The sequence below is a fragment of the Acinetobacter sp. V110_1 genome (assembly GCF_031798975.1).
Lineage (GTDB): Bacteria > Pseudomonadota > Gammaproteobacteria > Pseudomonadales > Moraxellaceae > Acinetobacter > Acinetobacter nosocomialis_A.
On sequence record NZ_JAVQNN010000020.1, the window covers coordinates 27,431 to 47,030 of the forward strand.

The following is a 19,600-nucleotide window of genomic DNA, read 5'->3' on the forward strand; positions in this document are numbered from 1 at the left end:
TATAATTGCCTTGGAAGTTTAACTTGATTGCGCCTAGACAAGGGCTATTTGCTAGCCTACTGATCATTAGTTTTGCATTGCATACCTTTTTATTGGTGATTGCAACGACACACCAGCTCAATGAAAACCGTGCGAGTCAAGGTCAGCTCATGACCAGCCAACTCGTAGCAGACAGCTTATCTGAGCTTGAGCCTGCCAATACGGTATCTTTGGCGCTTATTGCCAATCGCTATGCGACCAATCCAAGTGTGGCATCTATCCGTATTCTTGATGCCAATAAACAAGTTTTGGCAACAAGCGGCATGTCAAAAACTCGCGAAGGTGAAATTTTTGTTCGTGATGCTCTTCAAAACGAGAAGAAAGTCGGTTCTATTGAAATTACACTTATTCAACCAAGTATTGGGGAAATTCTTCGTACCCAATGGCTTGCGATTTTAGCTTCACTGTTCCTACATGTTTTATTATGGCTTGCTTACCGTGCCATCGCTCGTCCAACCCGTAGCGAATACTTAGCCCGTATTAACGAAGAAAATCGTTTAAAACATGAAATTCAAGAGTTAACCCAAGCCCTCGCGCTTGAAAAACAAAATACAGTAACCTTGGTTGCTCAAGCTCAGCAGCAAGCTAAAGCGAAACCACTGGTTCGCCCACAACCAGAAAAAAGCACAGAAGCTACAGACCAAGATACCTTAGCACTTAATATTCAGTTTTATGACCCTAAACAGTTATTAAGTAGCGTTAACCAGTCTGTTTCGGTTCCTTATTTTAAACTTTGTCAGCTCTTCTTAAATAAAAGTATCGAGCTATGCACAAAGCATTATCATTTAAAGGCGACTGATATTGAGGTGGTAGATGAGTTTCATGCAGAAGGCGCAACACTCGCAATCTCAACTTCACATCCGCACGCTGTAGAATGCTTACTTATGGTAGGTACAGTTTTCCAATTACTGTCAGACGTTTTATATAAACGTTACCGTGAAGATAAACGCTTTGCGCTGCAAACTCGAAGCGCTGTATGTCATGCCGTAGAAGCAATGCAAATTGATGCGAAAGAAGCCGCTCAGCGTTTAGCACAACATCTTCATGCGAAAGAGTCTGCGCTTTATCTTGAGAATGATCAGCTTAAAGCTATTCAAGACAGTTATCAGCTTGTTGCAATGCCAAACCCAAGTAATATCATGACTCGTCATGCATTTATGATTAATGGCATGAACGCTGAATGTGCAGAGCTTGCGCAAAATATTAGAACTGAAATTTTGATGGGTAAAAAATCAATCCCACAAAATGACAGTCCAAGTAGTGCAGCTTCTTAAAAAGTCATTGTGCGCATTTAAACCTAGCCTTTTGGCTAGGTTTTTTTTATTTAAATTCATGGTATTTAGTTTAAATAATTTTATTTTCTTATGATTTATTCAGATAAATAAATCCAGATCTATTATGTTGGGTGGTAAATTTGGATAAATCAGAATCATAGGCAAAATTCTATAAACAGCGTAAACTATGCGAAATTTATTCAATAGAAATTGTCTTACGACAAAAAAAGGTGAAAGCGAATGCCGCTGAGTCGTGTTGAAGATCTTGTCGCCGATATTCGTGCAGGCAAAATGGTTATCTTGATGGATGACGAAGATCGCGAAAATGAAGGTGATCTTGTCATCGCAGCAACGCATGTTCGTCCTGAAGATATTAACTTCATGATTACCCATGCACGTGGTCTAGTGTGCCTGACGTTAAGCCGTGAACGCTGTAAGCAGTTGAATCTTCCACTCATGGTTGACCAGAACGGCGCTCAGCATAGCACTAACTTTACGTTATCTATTGAAGCTGCTGAAGGTATTACCACTGGTATTTCGGCAGCAGAGCGTGCACATACCATTCAAGCTGCTGTTGCAGCGCATGCTAAACCAAGCGATATCGTACAACCGGGTCATATTTTCCCACTCATGGCACAACCAGGTGGTGTATTACACCGCGCAGGTCATACCGAAGCGGGTTGTGATTTGGCACGTTTAGCAGGTCTTGAACCAGCTTCTGTCATTTGTGAAATCATCAATGAAGATGGCACAATGGCACGTCGTGCAGATTTAGAAATTTTTGCTGAGAAGCATGGCCTAAAAATTGGTACAATTGCCGACTTAATTCACTACCGTATGACGAATGAGCAGACTGTAGAACGTTTGGATCAAAAAACGATTCAAACAGAATACGGTTCATTTGAGCTCTATCGCTATCGTGAGATTGGTAACCCGGACATTCATTTGGCTTTGGTTAAAGGCGAGCCTAAAGAAGGTGTTACAACGGTACGTGTACATGGTTTCAGCCCAATTCGTGATTTGCTTAAGCTGAATAAGGCTGACGGCGAACCTGCTTGGAATCTTGACCGTGCACTACAGACGATTGCAGCGAGTAATCGCGGTGTTTTAGTCTGGATCGGGCAAGATCATTTGCAAGACTTGGGACCAGCGTTGGATGATTTAAACAAGCCAAAACCGGTGAAATCCAATGCAGCACTTTCACATCAATATCAAACCATTGGTGTAGGTGCTCAAATTTTGCGTGATTTAGGTGTTGAAAAAATGAAGCTTCTTAGCTCACCATTACGTTTCAATGCTTTATCTGGCTTTAATTTAGAAGTAGTGGAATATGTCACTGCTGATCAAATCACAACGAAATAATCGAGGTTGCTATGGCAATTCGCCGTATTGAAGGTTTATTACATCTCGCAAGCGAAGGTCGTTATGCGATTTTAGTGGGTCGTTTCAACAGCTTTGTTGTTGAACACTTATTGGAAGGCGCGATCGACACATTAAAACGTCACGGCGTAAATGAAGATAACATTACTGTTATTCACGCTCCTGGCGCATGGGAACTCCCGATCGTTGCTAAAAAATTAGCTACATCAAACCAGTTTGATGCCATCATTGCTCTTGGCGCAGTGATTCGTGGCAGCACACCTCACTTTGACTTTGTTGCGGGTGAATGTGCAAAAGGTTTAGGTGTAGTTGCGTTAGAAAGCAGCTTGCCTGTTATCAATGGTGTATTAACTACTGACAGCATCGAGCAAGCAATCGAACGCTCAGGTACAAAAGCAGGAAACAAAGGTAGCGAAGCTGCTTTAACTGCAATTGAAATGGTTAATTTATTAAAGGCAATTTAAAGCATGTCTCAAACACTGCAAGCCGCTTATGCAGCAAAACGCAAAGCACGTCGTTTTGCTGTACAAGGTATTTACGAGTGGCAAATGAGTCACAACCCTGTACATGAAATTGAAGCACGTACCCGTGCTGAAAATGCAATGCACAAGGTCGACTTAGGCTATTATCACGAACTACTTACTCAAGTTATCGCTCAGCATGAAGAGCTTGATGCGTTACTTATTCCGGTACTTGACCGTGAAATTGACGCACTTGATGGTGTAGAGCTCGCGACTTTACGTTTAGGTGCTTACGAGTTACGTGATCATTTAGAAATTCCATACCGTGTGGTACTTGATGAAGCTATCGAACTCGCTAAGCATTTTGGCGGAGCAGACAGTCATAAATACATCAATGGTGTATTAGACCGCCTAAGTTCGACACTGCGTAGCGCAGAAAAACAACAAGCAAACTAATAGGCTTGGTGTTCTATGGCTGAGTTTTCAATTATTGACCAGTACTTTAATCGGCAGTCAAACTCCGATGTCGCGCTTGGTATTGGTGATGACTCAGCCTTAATTACTCCCCCTCCAAATCAACAACTGGTGATCTGTGCAGATACACTTGTTGCTGGACGTCATTTCCCTCTTGAAACCTCACCTCATGCGATTGGCTGGAAAAGTGTTGCTGTAAATCTTTCAGATATTGCTGCAATGGGTGCCAAACCGCACAGTATTTTACTAGCAATCAGCTTGCCTCAAGTTGACCATGAGTGGCTTAAAGGGTTTAGTCAGGGAATTTATGACTGTTGTAATCAATTTGGTGTTGCCTTAATTGGTGGAGATACCACCCAAGGCCCACATCTCACCATTACCGTTACCGCAATGGGCTGGATAGAAACCGGAAAAGCCGTGTTACGTTCAGGCGCAAAAGTCGGTGATTATGTGTGTGTGAGCGGTCAGGTGGGCGATGCAGCCTACGGTTTACAGCACTTAGGCCATCCGCTACAACAACGACTCGACTATCCGACGCCACGCTGTCAGCTTGGACAAGAGCTAAAAGGTCTTGCCTCTAGCATGATTGATGTGTCAGATGGCTTAGCTCAAGATTTAGGACATATTTTAAAAGCATCCAAGGTTGGAGCTCGACTCGTCTTGGAAAAATTACCTGTTGATCCTGTATTGCAACAACTCGAAGAACAACAACGTTGGCAATATGCACTTGCAGGTGGTGATGACTACGAATTATGTTTTACAATAACACCGCAAAATTATGAAAAACTTTTGCAAAAACAACTGGACGTTAAGATTACAATGATTGGACAGATCGTTGAACAAACAAAACTAACTTTTGAGCATTTGGGTTCAGATTACCCATTGCAAATTCATGGATACCAACACTTTGCATAAACCGCCGATTCATTTTAAGAACATGTCTTGGTTCAACCGCTGCATCGTTTTCTGTGGGGTTGGTTTTGGATCTGGTCTCGCTCCTAAAGCACCCGGTACTTTTGGCTCTGCTTTTGCCTTACTTTTCATTCCTATCTGGTTATCTCTCGGATTTAACTTAAGTTTAATCGCTATTCTCATCATGTCGTTGGTGGGTATTTATATTTGCGGTCAAACGGCAAAAGTCCTTGATGTTCATGATGATGGGCGAATTGTTTGGGATGAATTTGCAGGACAATCAATTACTCTTCTGCCTTTAATATTTTTTAATATAATGTCGTTACAATGGGCACTAATTGGTTTTTGCTTATTCCGCCTGTTTGATGTTTGGAAACCTTGGCCAATCCGTGTAGCCGACCAGAAAGTTGCTGGCGGTTTCGGAATTATGCTGGATGACATCATTGCAGGGCTTTGGGCGGCACTTTGTATCATCATATTTATTACTTTCTGGGGCGTAACGCCATTTAAGTAGGTTTACTCATGTCAACTACCGTCATTATCCTTGCTGCAGGCAAAGGAACGCGAATGCGTTCACAACTACCTAAAGTACTACAGCCTTTAGCTGGTCGCCCGCTACTAGGACATGTTATTAAGACAGCAAAACAACTATTAGCAGAAAATATCATTACCATTTATGGACATGGCGGCGATCACGTAAAACAGACGTTTGCACAAGAAAACATTCAATGGGTTGAGCAAGCAGAACAATTAGGTACAGGTCATGCGGTACAAATGACTTTACCGGTACTTCCTAAAGACGGTATTTCATTAATTTTATACGGTGATGTTCCTTTAGTTCGTCAAACAACGCTAGAGCAACTTGTCGAAGTATCAAGTAAAACCGGTATTGGCATGATTACTTTACATGTCGAGAACCCAACAGGTTATGGCCGTATTGTTCGCCAAGACGGAAAAATTCAAGCGATTGTTGAACATAAAGATGCAACTGATGCGCAGCGCCAAATTCAAGAAATCAACACAGGTATTTACTGTGTAAGCAACGCAAAACTTCATGAATGGTTGCCTAAGCTTTCAAATGAAAACGCGCAAGGCGAATACTATTTAACTGACATCGTTGCGATGGCGGTTGCAGATGGCTTAGAAATTGCGTCTATTCAGCCTGAACTTGCTTTTGAAGTTGAAGGGGTGAATGACCGCTTACAACTTGCAGCACTTGAGCGTGATTTTCAGAAACAGCAAGCAAAAGAACTTATGCAACAAGGCGTAACTTTTGCAGACCCTGCCCGTTTTGATTTACGCGGTTCTGTAAAAGTTGGACACGATGTTCGTATTGACGTAAATGTCATTATTGAAGGTGACTGTGAACTCGGTGACTTTGTAGAAATCGGTGCGGGTTGTATTTTGAAAAATACAAAAATTGCCGCAGGAACCAAAGTTCAAGCTTATAGCGTTTTTGATGGTGCAATTGTGGGTGAAAACACCCAAATTGGTCCATTTGCACGCTTACGCCCAGGTGCTAAATTGGCAAACGAAGTCCACATTGGTAACTTTGTTGAAGTCAAAAATACAACCATTGGTCTTGGCAGTAAAGCGAATCATTTCACCTACTTAGGTGATGCCGAGATCGGTGCTGACTCAAATATTGGGGCAGGTACAATTACCTGCAATTATGATGGTGCAAATAAACACAAAACCACTATTGGCGATGCAGTCTTTATCGGTTCTAATAGCTCGCTGGTTGCGCCTGTGACTATTGGAAATGGAGCAACAGTCGGTGCGGGTTCTGTGATTACGAAAGATGTAGCTGAACAAAGTCTCTCCTTTGAACGTGCTCAACAAATTTCTAAGGCAAATTATCAACGTCCCCAAAAGGTTAAAAAATAAGAGGATTGAATTATGTGTGGTATCGTCGGAGGCGTTGCAGAGCGTTGTGTAACCGAGATTTTAATCGAAGGTTTAAAACGTCTTGAATATCGCGGTTATGATTCAGCGGGCGTTGCTGTACTGAATAATGAAGAAGTTTTACGTGAGCGTCGTGTAGGTAAGGTGATTAATCTTGCCGATGCTGTTGCTGAACACCAGCTCACTGGGGTAGTCGGTATTGCTCATACACGTTGGGCAACACATGGTAAACCAACTGAAAATAATGCTCACCCACATATGTCGGGTAAAGTGGCAGTAGTTCACAACGGTATTATCGAAAACTATCAAGAGCTTAAAGATGACCTTCAAGCTCTAGGGTATGTATTTACTTCTCAAACAGATACAGAAGTTGTTGCTCACTTAGTTGCAGAAGCACTAAAAAGCACTGACAGCTTACTTGAAGCAGTAGAATCAGTTGTTCCTCAGCTTAAAGGTGCATACGCACTAGGTATTATCCATAGCGATTACCCAGATGAGTTAATCACTGTACGTGAAGGTTCACCACTCGTAATTGGTGTGGGTATTGGTGAAAACTTTATTAGTTCAGACCAACTTGCATTGTTACCTGTAACTAACCGTTTTATGTATTTAGAAGAAGGTGATATTGCTCGCCTGACTCGTACCTCAATTGAAGTATTTGCAAACGGTCAACCTGTTGAACGTCCAGTGAAAGAGCTTGACGCAACAGTAAGCAATGCTTCAAAAGGTGAATACAAGCACTACATGCTCAAAGAAATTTATGAGCAACCAGAAGCAATCAAACAAACGATTTCTCAAGCACTTGATGGCAACAGCTTACGCGAAGATTTCTTGCAAGATGCAGAGGCAGATTTCAGCAAAATTCAAAGCGTACAAATTATTGCGTGTGGTACAAGCTACCACTCAGGCATGATCGCGAAGTATTGGTTTGAACAACTGATTGGCGTGCCTTGCCAAGTTGAAATCGCAAGTGAATTCCGCTATCGCACACCTGTGATTGTTGAAAATACGCTTTATATCTGTATTTCTCAATCAGGTGAAACAGCTGATACTTTAGCTGCATTACGTGAAACTCAAAAACGTGCGAAAGCAAACAATATCGATATTCAAACTTTGACTATCTGTAACGTTGCTACGTCTTCGATGGTTCGTGAAACTGATCACCACTTATTGACCCTTGCTGGACCTGAAATTGGTGTTGCATCAACGAAAGCTTTCACGACTCAGCTTGCTGCGCTTATGCTACTCGTTCTAAAAATTGGACAAGTAAAACAGCGTATTAGCAATGTCATGATTGAAGAGATTGCTCGTGAATTGTGGCACAGCCCGAAAGTCATTCTTGATACGCTTAAGCAAGATTCTGAAATTTTACGTTTATCAGAATTGTTCGTTGAAAAACAACACTGCTTATTCTTAGGCCGTGGCACACACTATCCAATCGCTTTGGAAGGTGCATTAAAGCTTAAAGAAATTTCATATATTCACGCAGAAGGTTACGCGGCTGGTGAGTTAAAGCACGGCCCATTGGCACTTGTTGATACTGAAATGCCAATCGTGATTCTTGCGCCAAACGACGAAATGCTTGATAAGCTTAAGTCGAATATGGAAGAAGTTCAGGCACGTGGCGGTGAATTATTTGTTTTCGCTGATGAAAATAGCGGCGTAGTCGAAAAAGATCGTCAACACGTTGTACAAATTCCAGCAGTAAACGAATGGCTTGCTCCAATCATTTATAGCGTACCAGTTCAGTTGTTGTCTTATCACGTTGCTGTATTACGTGGTACAGACGTTGACCAGCCACGTAACTTGGCGAAGTCAGTAACTGTAGAGTAATTCAAAAAGATCATTATTAAGGCATCACCTGCTTTAATAACTGATTGATTAAGCCCGATACGCATTAATTGCCTATCGGGCTTTTTATTGCCTGATTAAAAAATCGATATAAAAATGAAGGCATTCCTAGATGTATAGCCAAAGTCAGTTTGCAGTTTAATAATCAAAATATTGTGATCTTAGATAGTGATCTTTCTGACTATAAGAAACCACTACTCCTTAAAGATATAAATCAATGGAATATAGTGATAGAGCTAAAGTACTTGAGCTGATCATCACTCAATATTCACGTTTGCCTAAAGGCATTCTGAAAGAAATAAGCTTAAAGAATAGTATTTTGAATCATCCAAGGGATGGATACCTATAAACAAGAAATCTCTGCAAATGAAATAGAAACATGGCTTAATAGACTAAATAATTATCTAGAAAGTTAAATTTACGTAAATTTTCATATATTATGTCTAAATTAATAAATAATATATTGTAAGTTTGGGACTTAATCGTGACAAATAAACTTGAAAATACAACACCATCAGATGATATAAATAACAAACAAGATACTTTAGTTACTGACATAATAACCAAATTAAAAAATGGCGAGGTTTCTGAGGCAAAACTTTCTACTGATGAGAAAGTATTAGCAAGAGTTACCGATGGTATCTATCGCCAACCCTCCTCAGCAATTCGTGAATTAATTTCAAATGCCTATGATGCTGATGCTGAAACAGTATATATAGATACCGATGCTCCTAGATTTAACCATATGACTATCAGAGATGATGGAAATGGTATGTCCATAGAAGTTTTAGCGAATTTGATTTATCACATTGGTGGCAGTGCCAAAAGAAGTGCCAATCCTAAAAATACATCTCTAGGTATAACAAATGAAGATGATCCTACTTTAAGTCCTCAGAAAAAAAGAAAACTTATAGGTAAAATTGGGATTGGTTTATTTAGTGTCGCTCAACTTACTCGAACATTTACTATTGTGACGAAACAAGCTGGTACAGATTATTATCTTATTGCAGACATTGAACTTAATAATTACTCAGAACAAATTATTTCTTCAAAAGAAAAAAGAGGGGAAAGTTTCGATACTGGCGTAGTAAAGATTAAGACTGAGAAAACATCTAACACTAAGGCGCATGGTACTGATATTATTTTAAAAAATATAAAAAAAAGTGCTAAAGACCAACTTAAGAGTGTTGATCTCTGGCTTCAAGAATCTGTAGATGATGAAAGCGAAGTGATACAAAGAACCTTTCATATAGGATGTACAGATATCAATGATCATGAAAAGTTAGAAATTGAACCAAAGTTACCTTGGGATAAACAAGATACTCCAAAAGAAAAATTTACTAAATTTTATAATTCTATGATTGAAAGGACGAATACTACAGTTACACCAAAATTAGAAGAAGACCTTGATAACTATTTAAATATGTTATGGGTCTTAGGTTTATCTGTTCCCGTAGATTACATTGAAAAGCATCCATTTTTATTAACTAATGATGAATATCCTCATGTTTTTCAATTAAGCAATAAAAAAGGTGGTAAATCAGAAAAAATTTTATTGAATAATAATACAACTATTAAAGATTTGTTTACCCTTAAAACTGAAACGAACTCTACTGGTTTCCAAGTTTTTATTGATGATGTTGAGTTATTTAGACCTATTAAATTTACCCAACTACCCTCTACTCAAGCTATTGTAAAAGAACCTATTCTATTTATTGGCTCAGCAAAACCAGATTTAAGCAGATATGAGCCAAATATTACTGGTGGAGAATTATCTTTTGATGCCTACATTCTATGGTGTCCAAAAGTAATTCCTAAAGAGCATAATGGAGTTATTCTAAGAATAAATAATGCTTCTGGTATTCTATTTGACACTACATTCATGAAATATCAAGTTTCAGAATATACTATTCGAGGGCAATTAACAGCTGAAATTTTTCTAAATGAAGGTTTAGATTCAGCATTAAATATTGATAGAGAGTCTTTTAATATATCACATCCACACTATCAACTTATTATGCGTTGGCTTCACGATGCCTTAAGACAAGTTATTAGTAAGTATAAAGAGATTAAAAGAGAAGAACGTCATAAGAATTCTGAAACTATTACTAATTTTCGTAGTCAATCATTATCAGATTTGGTCATTGATGCTGCTAAGAAACAAGGTAAAGAAATTGATGAAATTAGACCTGTTGAGTTTGTTTCAAATAATGAAAGTAAAATTGATAGTTATGTAATAGATCAGAATGAATTTTCAAGATGGATTGGTGATGAAAGGCCAAACCCACGCCAAGAAGTATTAAAGGAAAAAGTGTCAGCTATTATTCAAGTTCTTGATTCTTTTGATTTACTCGACGGTTTATCTGCTGACGATAGAAAAACCATATTTGAAATGATTTCTAAAGTTTTGAATGTAGATTGAGAGTAATAAAAATGAAATTTGATGATTTTGATACTACATTTGATGATTTTGGAACATCTGAAGTAATTACAGATAATGTCAGTGAAAAAAAACAGTTCTTACCATGGCATAAACCAAGAAAACAGTGGATTCGCCACAAACAATGGTGGAAGCAGATTGATGAACACATTGTAAGAAAATTAAAGCCTGGTATAGATACTATTAAATATTTTGGATTACCAGGTAATGATTTATTGGATATTCGTTTCTTTCAGCAAAAATTACCATCACTTGAGAAAAAGATTTGTTTATTTGGTTTAATTAACACTGAAAAAGGTTGGTCGTCTGCCCAAACTCAACTTAGTAAAATTATGGATTTAGATGGGGTTGATAAAAGCTCTAAAGTTGAGCAACTCAATTTTGATTATCTTGAAAACACCTCATCTATTGCATTTGATAAATTGAATGAGTTTGGCTGCTTCGATGTAGTAAATTTGGATTTTTGTGAAAATGTCATCCCGAATGCTACTGAAAATCGTTTGAAAGCTTTGCACAACTTTATGGAGTATCAATTTCAAAAGATTTCCGAAGGTTGGTTGCTATTTATCACCACAAGATCATCAAAGGACACTACAAATTCGACACTCTATGAAGAACTAGTTGCCTGTATTGATGAGAATTTAAGTGAAGAAATTTATTTCCAAGAGTTTATTAGAGTCTTTTCCAATATTCTCTTGAATAATAATTTGGTTGTTAGATCTGATTTACAAAATCAAAAGCATATCAATATGCTCGTTGTTGGTTTAATGAATTGGCTTATTAAAACTGCACATAATCGGCATTTTAAAGTAAAATTGAGTAACGTGGTTCGGTACGACATTACTGGAGAAAACACCAATGATATGATGTCTATGTGTTTTGTCTTTACACGTGTCATGAACTTTCCTGATGCTAATCCACCTCTTCCAACCAAAGCTGAACAAGCCAAAAATCCTTTAAATAAGCTATCAAATATTAAAAATTTAGATGACATAATGATTGAAGGTGGCGTTGAATATTATGCTCAATTCGTTAAAGAACAAATTGATCTTTTAAAAGAGGCTGGTTATCACACTGATGATTATTTAAATCAAATATGTACTAATGACTTGGAGAAATTACAAACAACTGCTGAACACATCAATAGTATTATGGAAGGATTAGAACAACCTCAACCGTTAATATCAACTGAAGTCATGAGTAGTGATAAAGCATAATACTCCTGGACTTCTTCAACCTTGTCCTTTACATTACTTATGTTTGGTTATGAAATAGAGTTATGCACTTTATAGATTTATTTGCAGGTTGTGGCGGACTTTCTTTAGGACTTCTTCAGGCAGGTCTTACGGGTAATTTTGCTATAGAAAAAAATCCAGATGCATTTAAATCTTTAAAATTCAACTTAATTGATGGAACAAGTTCTAATCAATATCAGTGGAGTCAACAAGATCTACCTATTCAGCCTTATGATATACACAAGCTTATATTAGAAAAATCTCATCTTTTAGCAGAATTAGGTCGTACTAAATCTATTGATTTAATTGCTGGAGGTCCTCCTTGTCAGGGTTTCTCAACTGCTGGGCGTAGAGATCCCAATGACCCAAGAAGTACATTAGTCTATGACTATCTGAAAGTAGTTTCTTTGGTACGCCCTAAAATTATTTTAATGGAAAATGTTAAAGGAATAACATATAAAATCAAAGATAAACCAGCCACGGCTAATAGTATCAAAAGTAAATTAGCAGAATTAGGCTATTTGCCACTAACGTTTATTGAAGATTGCTCTGTCTGGGGTGTTCCTCAGCATAGAATTCGATTTATATTATTTGGTATTAGCCTTGAAGAGATAATTGAAATCAATTCATCCTTATCTCAAAAACAAATATTGGAATTTAGTCAAAAAATTACTCCTTTCTTTGAAAAGCGATTTAATCAATTTGCTAAAGTATTTAAATCTAAAAAGAATTTGCCAGACAAAGTTTCTGCTCAAGAAGCTATTGCTGATTTAAAAACTTTAAACAAGTATAATCGTGCCTATAAATTAAAAAACGTCACTGATATTTCAAGTGATAAGTTTCTACAAATCTCCAGTACACATCATCCTGAAAATTTAAATAGAAATTACATTGATTTAATGAGAAATGGTCTTAGTCAGGATTTTTTACCTACTGGTCTGAGATTAGCTAACCATACTCCAATAATCAAAGCAAAGTTTAAAAGAATTTTAAAAGACCTAAATAGCCCTTATCTATCTGAAAAATATCAATTACGGAGGATGCGAACTTTACCAAAAGATTATGTATTAGATACTTTCAATACAAAAAAACAGATTACTAAAGTTTTAGATGCATCGGAATGTGCCCCAACTATCACAACATTGCCAGATGATTTATTACACTATGATGAGCCACGTATCTTGACTGTCCGAGAATGTGCTCGTTTGCAATCCTTTCCGGATTGGTTCGAATTTCATGGGCCTTATACAACTGGTGGGGATAGAAGAAAAGTAAGCTGCCCTAAATATACTCAAGTCGGGAATGCCATTCCTCCATTAATGGCTGAGGGTATTGGGTTATTTTTATTAAATGAATTTAACAATATTTGTCATGAGCTAAAACTAGAATTACTTAATTACCAGAAAGAAATAGCGGAACATCAAGGCAGTAATTTAGATGGTAAGGCTTCGAAAACGCTTGCTAATGCATAGATCTACTCCAAAGTTTGATAACTCATATTAAAAAGCCCGATACGCATTAATTGCCTATCGGGCTTTTTTATTGCGTTCATACCAGAACATAAAGAACTCTCCCCTAGGCCCCTATGCCACAACGGACTTTTACTTTTGCGCTGATTTAAAGTTTGAGAGATCATTGCGACACAGAGATAAAGGAGCTAAGCGAACTTAGCCCATTTGAGTTTTATCGCAGCGTTGAATGCTGCTAAACAAGTTAGGGGCAAAGTCCTGTGGGAGAACAGGACTTTGCAAACTGGTGCGTTTTAAACGTTGTACGGTTTGAGGTGAATACACCTGTGCAAGCTGTTGGCAAACACAATTACAACTGGCTTGCATGTGTTCACCTGACCAACAAATTCTTTTAAATTCCTGCTGAGCATTGGCGTCATCGTTTGTAATACTGTAAGCACCAACCACAAGGTTTAAAACCAATATAAATTTATGAAGTTTCATATTATTCTCATGATTATTTATAAATTTAAATAAAGTAAAAATATAATTAAAATAAATATTAAAATAATTTTTAAATAACAGTTAATCCTCCCACAAATATAGGAAAATAAAATAATTAAAATTTTAAAATAGAAATAATTTATAAATTTAAAAAATTAGGTCGCAAAAACCTAAATTTTAAATAAATAAAATAATTAAATAACAGAGAAAATGAGTTTAAATAATGGCATGGCCAACTCCTTAAAAATGGAGTTCTACCACCAAATCACCGCGAATTAATTTAGGGTGGTAGAACGAAAGAGGGTTGACAGACTGGTCTAGCGATCAGCACGCGCGTACGCGTCCCCCTTCCGCCCTACCATAGAGAAAAAGGGGGCACAAAGGTTCCACAAGGGAAATACTGAGGAAGTATAACCCATACGCTAGACTCGGTCTGTCAAAACCGGCTGGCAATGTAGGCCAGCAACGAGATAATAATCGGTGATTTTAATTACGTCAATTTATTTTAATGAAAAAGTTTAAATATAATAATTTAATTAATGTTTAAATAATATTAACCCTTATTTTATATTTATAGCTTTTAATTAAATTTAAAATATAAACCTGGGTTATATATATTTAGTTAATAAAATAGACTAATCGTTAATTCTAATTTAATAGTTTATATAAATATGTCTAAAATGAAAAATATCTAGGGATAAAACATCTTATAGAGCGCCCTACCCCATAAGTTGATAAGCGAACACTTCTAGCATCTTTTCTAAAACTTATTTCTCTATAGCTTTATTGAATTTATAAAGCTCTAAAGCATAGTCTCTGGCCTTTATTAAGACATTCTAATAAATACAATTAAATCAACATGTTATATACAAAAACCAACAAAAACACTTGGATTTATATGTGGAAAATTATGGTATAAATCACGCTTCGAAATTTACTTGATAACTATTAATTTCGACTATTACAAAAACTTTCTAATTATAAGGAGCGACATATCATGGCTAATGGCTTTCCAGAAGGAAACTTTAGAATCGTTAACAAAGAAACAGGTGCATGTATTTCAAGTTTGTATGGTGGTCAAACCAATGGTGTACAAGATGCAGTAACTGCGCGTGGTGAAACGGGTAAGTTAGCTTACTCTCATACAAATGACCGTGAATTTACGGTACATGACAAGGTTAAAAATATAGACGAAGAGCTTTGGTATTTTGACAGTAGTGCAGACAGTTGGGGTCACAGAGTGAATATGCTTTATAACAAAGTTAAAGATATCCGTTCTCGTTGGGTGCTCGGTGCTCATGTTAAGACAAATGCGGTTGCATATAAATTATTAGACAAAGACTTAGAACATTTCCTTAGTCTTTTGCCAAAACAAGATGAAGAAACACTAGCCCATTTACAAACAAGTGAAGGTCTTGATATTGTTCGTTTATTAAAAACATTTATTCATAGTAACGGCGAAGAAACAATTAAATCCGAACTCATTGGCAAACTTGATGAAACTAAGCTGAATGATTCTTTAAATACGGTACTGGCTCATAATTCAATTCGTAGCATCGAACACAAGTTCCATGAATATGCTAAATCTCCGTTTCTAGGTTTAGATATTCCTGAACTTAAAAATTTGTCTGTGAATCCTTTCGCTCAGCATAATGAACAACTTTATAAGATCATTCTTGCCGCGGTGCAATTAGATGTCTTGGATCAAAAAGATTGGACTTCAAGGTCAGAGTTCCGATTGCATTTACACCATCAAAATATTGATACTCTTCTAAAAAAAATCAAGAAAGAGAGCATTCATGAGCTTCATGCAAAAGTATTTAAAGAATATGAAAATACTCAAGACCTTAAAAAAGAAGCCGTAAAAGTTCTTTTAGAGCTTAGAAAAACTCTAGATTTACATACGAATGAAAAAAATATGGATACGGTCAAAAAGATTTTGCAGACAGGTTTACAGTCAAATGAGTCTTTTGAACAACTCCAAACCGCATTAAACAGTACCAATGGTAAAGAAATAAAACCAATTAATTGGCATAGTGGCCGTGTTTTCTTGCAAGGTGCGGGTCGCCAGTACCAAACTAAGTGGGCATTTGAAGATGGTTATATCTTTGTAGAAGGCCAACCAGATGCTGTACTGACACATACTTGGGGTTCATCTGTAGGTATTAGTCAACGATCTAATGACCCAAAACAGCGCTGGGAACTTAAAAGTGCTTAATTTGGGCTAGAACATAAGATGGTAAGAGAAAGCTCTCTTACCATCCTTATAAAATTTATATTGCGATATCTTTTACAGGTAAATGCTTACCTAACAAAGAAAAAGTAACATCCGCAACTTCCAACGGGTCTGAACTGGTCCAAATAATATGATTTCCCTCATTTGGACTTTCAGAATTTAAATGATATTGATTGAGCTGCCGAATTAATTGCGCTGTTACAGCTTCCGAAGGCTCAATAATTTGAATATCAGAGCCTACAATTTCCTGAATCGTGTCTGAAACAAATGGATAATGTGTGCATCCTAAAATAATCGTATCGACTTTTTGCTCGACCAACGGTGCCAAAATATTTTTTAAATAATCTTTAACCTCCGCGGTATGTGCTTTGCCCGTTTCAATTTTTTCGGCCAAACCAATACAAGGCACCAAAGACACTTTAATATCTTGCGCATACGTTTCAATTAAACTTTTTAAGTTTTTGCCCTTCACAGTGGTGGCAGTTGCCAAAACAGCAATATGCTTGCTCACGGTCATTGCCACAGCAGGTTTTACCGCTGGTTCTATCGCAATAAGCGGCACATTAATTTGCGCTCTAATCGTTTCAACCGCTACGGCCGTCATGGTGTTACAAGCAATCACAATCGCTTTGCATTTGCCATGAGTAACTAAGTTTGAAATTAAATGCGTGGTTCGTGAAACAATCCAGTCGCTTTCTCTATCTCCATAAGGGACATATTTCGAGTCGGCGAAATAGATAATATCTTCATTTGGAAGAGCCTCCCGAATATGCTTAAAGAGAGACAGCCCGCCTAAACCAGAATCAATCATTCCAATCGGGTTGTTATTGTTATTCATGATTTATCCTGTATTTCATGTATTTAGAAGAATTCTTTCATGGTTGCCAAGTCTGTGAGCACGACTTTGGGCTGAATGGTTTTTAATTTTTCGGCCGATGTATAACCCCAACCTACCGCAGCAAAATCAATGCCTGCTTTATGTGCAGCTTCGCCATCAGTGGTTTGGTCGCCGACATAAATGGCATGGTTTTTACTTACATCCAAAATGTTGAGAACACGCGTTATCCGCTTCGCTTTGCCAAATATAGACGAGCCGCCATCAATATGACTAAAAAGCTCACAGAGTTCTTTACCCAGTACATTTTGACAGTTTTCTTTAGAGTTTGAAGTAATAATTGCGAGCGTATATCCACGCTTATGCAGTTCAATTAAGTGGTCCCGCATACCTTCAAACAAATGAATTTCTTCATCTCTTTCTTTCATTAACTGAATAAAATCTTTCGCAATCCAAGGCAGTTTCCATCGAGAGACATTCATCTCTTTCATAATTTCTCTAGGCGTAAGTTGTTTGTAGTACTCGACTTCGTGAAGGCTTACCGATTTAAACTTATACTTTGCGGAAAGTTGATTTAAAACGCTTAGAAAAAAATGAAAGGAGTCGACTAAAGTGCCATCTAAATCAAAAATAATAGCCTGATATTCTTTTAGGTTTTTTTCCATTTCTAGTTTCGAAAATATATTTTTTATTATTATATTCTGTTTTCTATTGGTTTTTAAATCAGGCCCAACGAGGACCTGACCTAAATTTCGAATTTATTTTAAGCTGCCGCTTTTTGTTCCTTTATCCAATTTTTAATACGGGCATCGAGTATATTTAAAGGCAAGGTTCCTGCATTTAAAACCATGTCGTGGAACGCTTTGATATCAAAACGGTCTCCAAGCTCCTGTTTCGCAAGCTCTCGTAGCTCTAAAATTTTGAGTTGGCCCATTTTGTATGCCAATGCTTGGGCAGGAATAGCGATATAGCGATCAGTCTCTGCCTGAATATCAGGTTCATCTAAAGCTGAGTGTTCCCGCATAAAATCAATCATTTGCTGACGGGTCCACTTTTTATAATGTACGCCAGTGTCCACCACTAAACGACAAGCACGGAACAACTCACTCGATAGTCTTCCATAGTCCGAAAGCGGGTCTTTATAGAAACCAACATCTTTACCCAACTGCTCGGCATAAAGTGCCCATCCTTCAATATAAGCGGTATGGTTGGGCTGCTTTCGGAACATCGGCAAGTTTGGCAGGTTTTGGGCAATATCAATCTGCATATGGTGGCCGGGAATTGCCTCATGGTAAGCAGTCGCTTCCATTGATATTTTGGAACGTTCAGAGAAGTCGCCAGTATTTACATAAACTTGTCCGGGGCGTGAACCATCAGGCGTGCCTTGATGATACTCCGCACCTGCCGCTTCTTTTTCTCGATATTGCTCTACAGGTAAAACTTCGACTTTATTTTTAGGTAATAAACCAAATAGCTTCGGCAACTCTGGTTGCATTTGGGCAATATACCCGCGATAAATCTCTAAAATTTCTTCACGAGATTTTGGGAAAACAGCGGGATTTGTTTTTAAGGATTGTTGGAAACTTTTTAAGTCATTGAAACCTTGTGCTTTAGCAATTTTCAGCATTTCCGCTTCTATACGAGCAACTTCTTTCAATCCGAGCTGATGAATATTTTCAGGGCTCTCTAGTGTGGTCGTATTATTTTCTACATAAAAACGATAAAGCTCGTCACCGTTTGGCAAGCTCCATATACCCTCGTGTTGTCGTCCATGAGGTAAGTAATCTTTCTGAATAAACGTTCCAAGTTTTTGATAAGCAGGCCGAACATTTTGATCTATGGCCTGTAGGATTTCACGGCTTAAACGTTCTTGTTCTGCTTTCGAAATATTATTTGGAAATTGCTTTAATGGAGAAGCAAACACACTGTCTTTCCCTGCGGGAGTTGCAATGCTATTAATCTGCTTTGCCACTTTTTCAATTAAATACTTGGGTGGCATCAACCCGTCTTTTTGCCCTTGTTTCGCTAACTGAATACCTTGATCAAGAATGATAGGAATTTGTTTTAAACGAGCAATATAGTCTTGATATTGTTTAGCATTATCAAAGGGAATCGAACTAATAAATCCCGGAAATTGTAAATGTAGCCCCCACATTTGATTAAAAGGCATCTCATACAATTTCAAATCATAACTTTTAAGTGTCTCTTTCAACTGATAAATCATTAAATCTTTATTTAATTGATCAGTTGCTGAAAATCCTGTGCTATCGATTGCTTCAAAACGTTTTAAAAAATTTTGAGTAGTTTTTTTATCTTTCTCAATCTGATTTTTTGAAGACTCGGTCCATCGATCGTTGTAGCGTAAATCGCCTAATGTCGTGGCAGTTTCAGGGTTATTTTTCAAAGTATATTCCCATTGTTCTTGTAAAAGCTGATTTAAAGCTTTCACCCGAACAGAGACATTACTGTTTTGTTTAGCTTGTGATTTTTCGGTGGTATTTGTATTTATTTCGGGGGGTGTAGCATTAGAAGAATGAGACATCCAAAATAAAATACTGATACAAGCAAAATGTAAGGTTCTGTTTTTCATTTAATTATCCAAACAT

Annotated in this window: 15 protein-coding genes and 1 pseudogene; 12 read left to right on the plus strand and 4 right to left on the minus strand. The window is 37.5% G+C overall.

Features of this window, described 5'->3' with window-relative positions; translation table 11 throughout:
- Positions 1-5 precede the first annotated feature (5 nt).
- The 11 genes from RMA95_RS08025 to RMA95_RS08075 all read left to right on the plus strand — a co-directional run bounded on the left by RMA95_RS08025 (position 6) and on the right by RMA95_RS08075 (position 13,443).
- A complete protein-coding gene (locus RMA95_RS08025) occupies positions 6-1,313 on the plus strand; it encodes a hypothetical protein (protein ID WP_263614866.1) in 1,308 nt (435 codons plus the stop codon).
- 240 nt (positions 1,314-1,553) lie between these two features.
- Positions 1,554-2,675 carry a bifunctional 3,4-dihydroxy-2-butanone-4-phosphate synthase/GTP cyclohydrolase II gene (gene ribBA / locus RMA95_RS08030; protein WP_311070086.1) on the plus strand — a complete coding sequence of 374 codons (1,122 nt, stop codon included), beginning with the start codon at positions 1,554-1,556 and terminating at the stop codon, positions 2,673-2,675.
- An 11-nt stretch (positions 2,676-2,686) separates the two neighbouring features.
- The gene (gene ribE / locus RMA95_RS08035) at positions 2,687-3,157 is read left to right on the plus strand and encodes a 6,7-dimethyl-8-ribityllumazine synthase (RefSeq protein WP_001007829.1); all 471 of its coding nucleotides are present in this window, start codon (positions 2,687-2,689) and stop codon (positions 3,155-3,157) included.
- Between the two features lie 3 nt (positions 3,158-3,160).
- A complete protein-coding gene (nusB, locus tag RMA95_RS08040) occupies positions 3,161-3,610 on the plus strand; it encodes a transcription antitermination factor NusB (RefSeq protein ID WP_311070087.1) in 450 nt (149 codons plus the stop codon).
- 15 nt (positions 3,611-3,625) lie between these two features.
- On the plus strand, positions 3,626-4,543 hold the full coding sequence (gene thiL, locus RMA95_RS08045; RefSeq protein ID WP_009503935.1) for a thiamine-phosphate kinase: 918 nt from the start codon (positions 3,626-3,628) through the stop codon (positions 4,541-4,543).
- Positions 4,521-5,054 (plus strand): phosphatidylglycerophosphatase A, encoded by a 534-nt coding sequence (locus RMA95_RS08050; RefSeq protein ID WP_199999755.1) that lies wholly within the window; start codon positions 4,521-4,523, stop codon positions 5,052-5,054. The genes thiL and RMA95_RS08050 overlap by 23 nt, the downstream gene beginning before the upstream one ends.
- An 8-nt stretch (positions 5,055-5,062) precedes the next feature.
- A complete protein-coding gene (gene glmU, locus RMA95_RS08055) occupies positions 5,063-6,427 on the plus strand; it encodes a bifunctional UDP-N-acetylglucosamine diphosphorylase/glucosamine-1-phosphate N-acetyltransferase GlmU (protein ID WP_199999756.1) in 1,365 nt (454 codons plus the stop codon).
- A 12-nt stretch (positions 6,428-6,439) separates the two neighbouring features.
- Positions 6,440-8,278 (plus strand): glutamine--fructose-6-phosphate transaminase (isomerizing), encoded by a 1,839-nt coding sequence (gene glmS / locus RMA95_RS08060; RefSeq protein WP_199999757.1) that lies wholly within the window; start codon positions 6,440-6,442, stop codon positions 8,276-8,278.
- Between the two features lie 502 nt (positions 8,279-8,780).
- Positions 8,781-10,718: an ATP-binding protein gene (locus tag RMA95_RS08065; protein ID WP_311070088.1), complete on the plus strand. Its 1,938-nt coding sequence runs from the start codon at positions 8,781-8,783 to the stop codon at positions 10,716-10,718.
- 11 nt (positions 10,719-10,729) lie between these two features.
- Entirely contained in the window at positions 10,730-11,953 is a 1,224-nt protein-coding gene (locus RMA95_RS08070) for a PP_RS20740 family protein (RefSeq protein ID WP_311070089.1), read from the plus strand.
- Positions 11,954-12,015: 62 nt separating this feature from the next.
- The gene (locus RMA95_RS08075) at positions 12,016-13,443 is read left to right on the plus strand and encodes a DNA cytosine methyltransferase (protein ID WP_311070090.1); all 1,428 of its coding nucleotides are present in this window, start codon (positions 12,016-12,018) and stop codon (positions 13,441-13,443) included.
- A 185-nt stretch (positions 13,444-13,628) separates the two neighbouring features.
- On the opposite strand, the pseudogene RMA95_RS08080 reads toward RMA95_RS08075, so the two are convergent.
- A pseudogene (locus RMA95_RS08080) lies at positions 13,629-13,923 on the minus strand (hypothetical protein).
- 997 nt (positions 13,924-14,920) lie between these two features.
- On the opposite strand from RMA95_RS08080, the gene RMA95_RS08085 reads away from it, so the two are divergent.
- Positions 14,921-16,141, plus strand: coding sequence for a hypothetical protein (locus RMA95_RS08085; RefSeq protein WP_263614869.1), 1,221 nt, complete (start codon positions 14,921-14,923; stop codon positions 16,139-16,141).
- Positions 16,142-16,196: 55 nt separating this feature from the next.
- On the opposite strand, the gene murI is transcribed toward RMA95_RS08085, so the two are convergent.
- From murI to RMA95_RS08100, 3 genes are all read right to left on the minus strand, one after another.
- On the minus strand, positions 16,197-16,997 hold the full coding sequence (gene murI / locus RMA95_RS08090; RefSeq protein ID WP_311070091.1) for a glutamate racemase: 801 nt from the start codon (positions 16,995-16,997) through the stop codon (positions 16,197-16,199).
- Positions 16,998-17,020: 23 nt separating this feature from the next.
- On the minus strand, positions 17,021-17,659 hold the full coding sequence (locus RMA95_RS08095) for an HAD family hydrolase (RefSeq protein ID WP_311070092.1): 639 nt from the start codon (positions 17,657-17,659) through the stop codon (positions 17,021-17,023).
- A gap of 98 nt (positions 17,660-17,757) precedes the next feature.
- Positions 17,758-19,584: a DUF885 domain-containing protein gene (locus RMA95_RS08100; protein WP_311070093.1), complete on the minus strand. Its 1,827-nt coding sequence runs from the start codon at positions 19,582-19,584 to the stop codon at positions 17,758-17,760.
- Positions 19,585-19,600 lie beyond the last annotated feature (16 nt).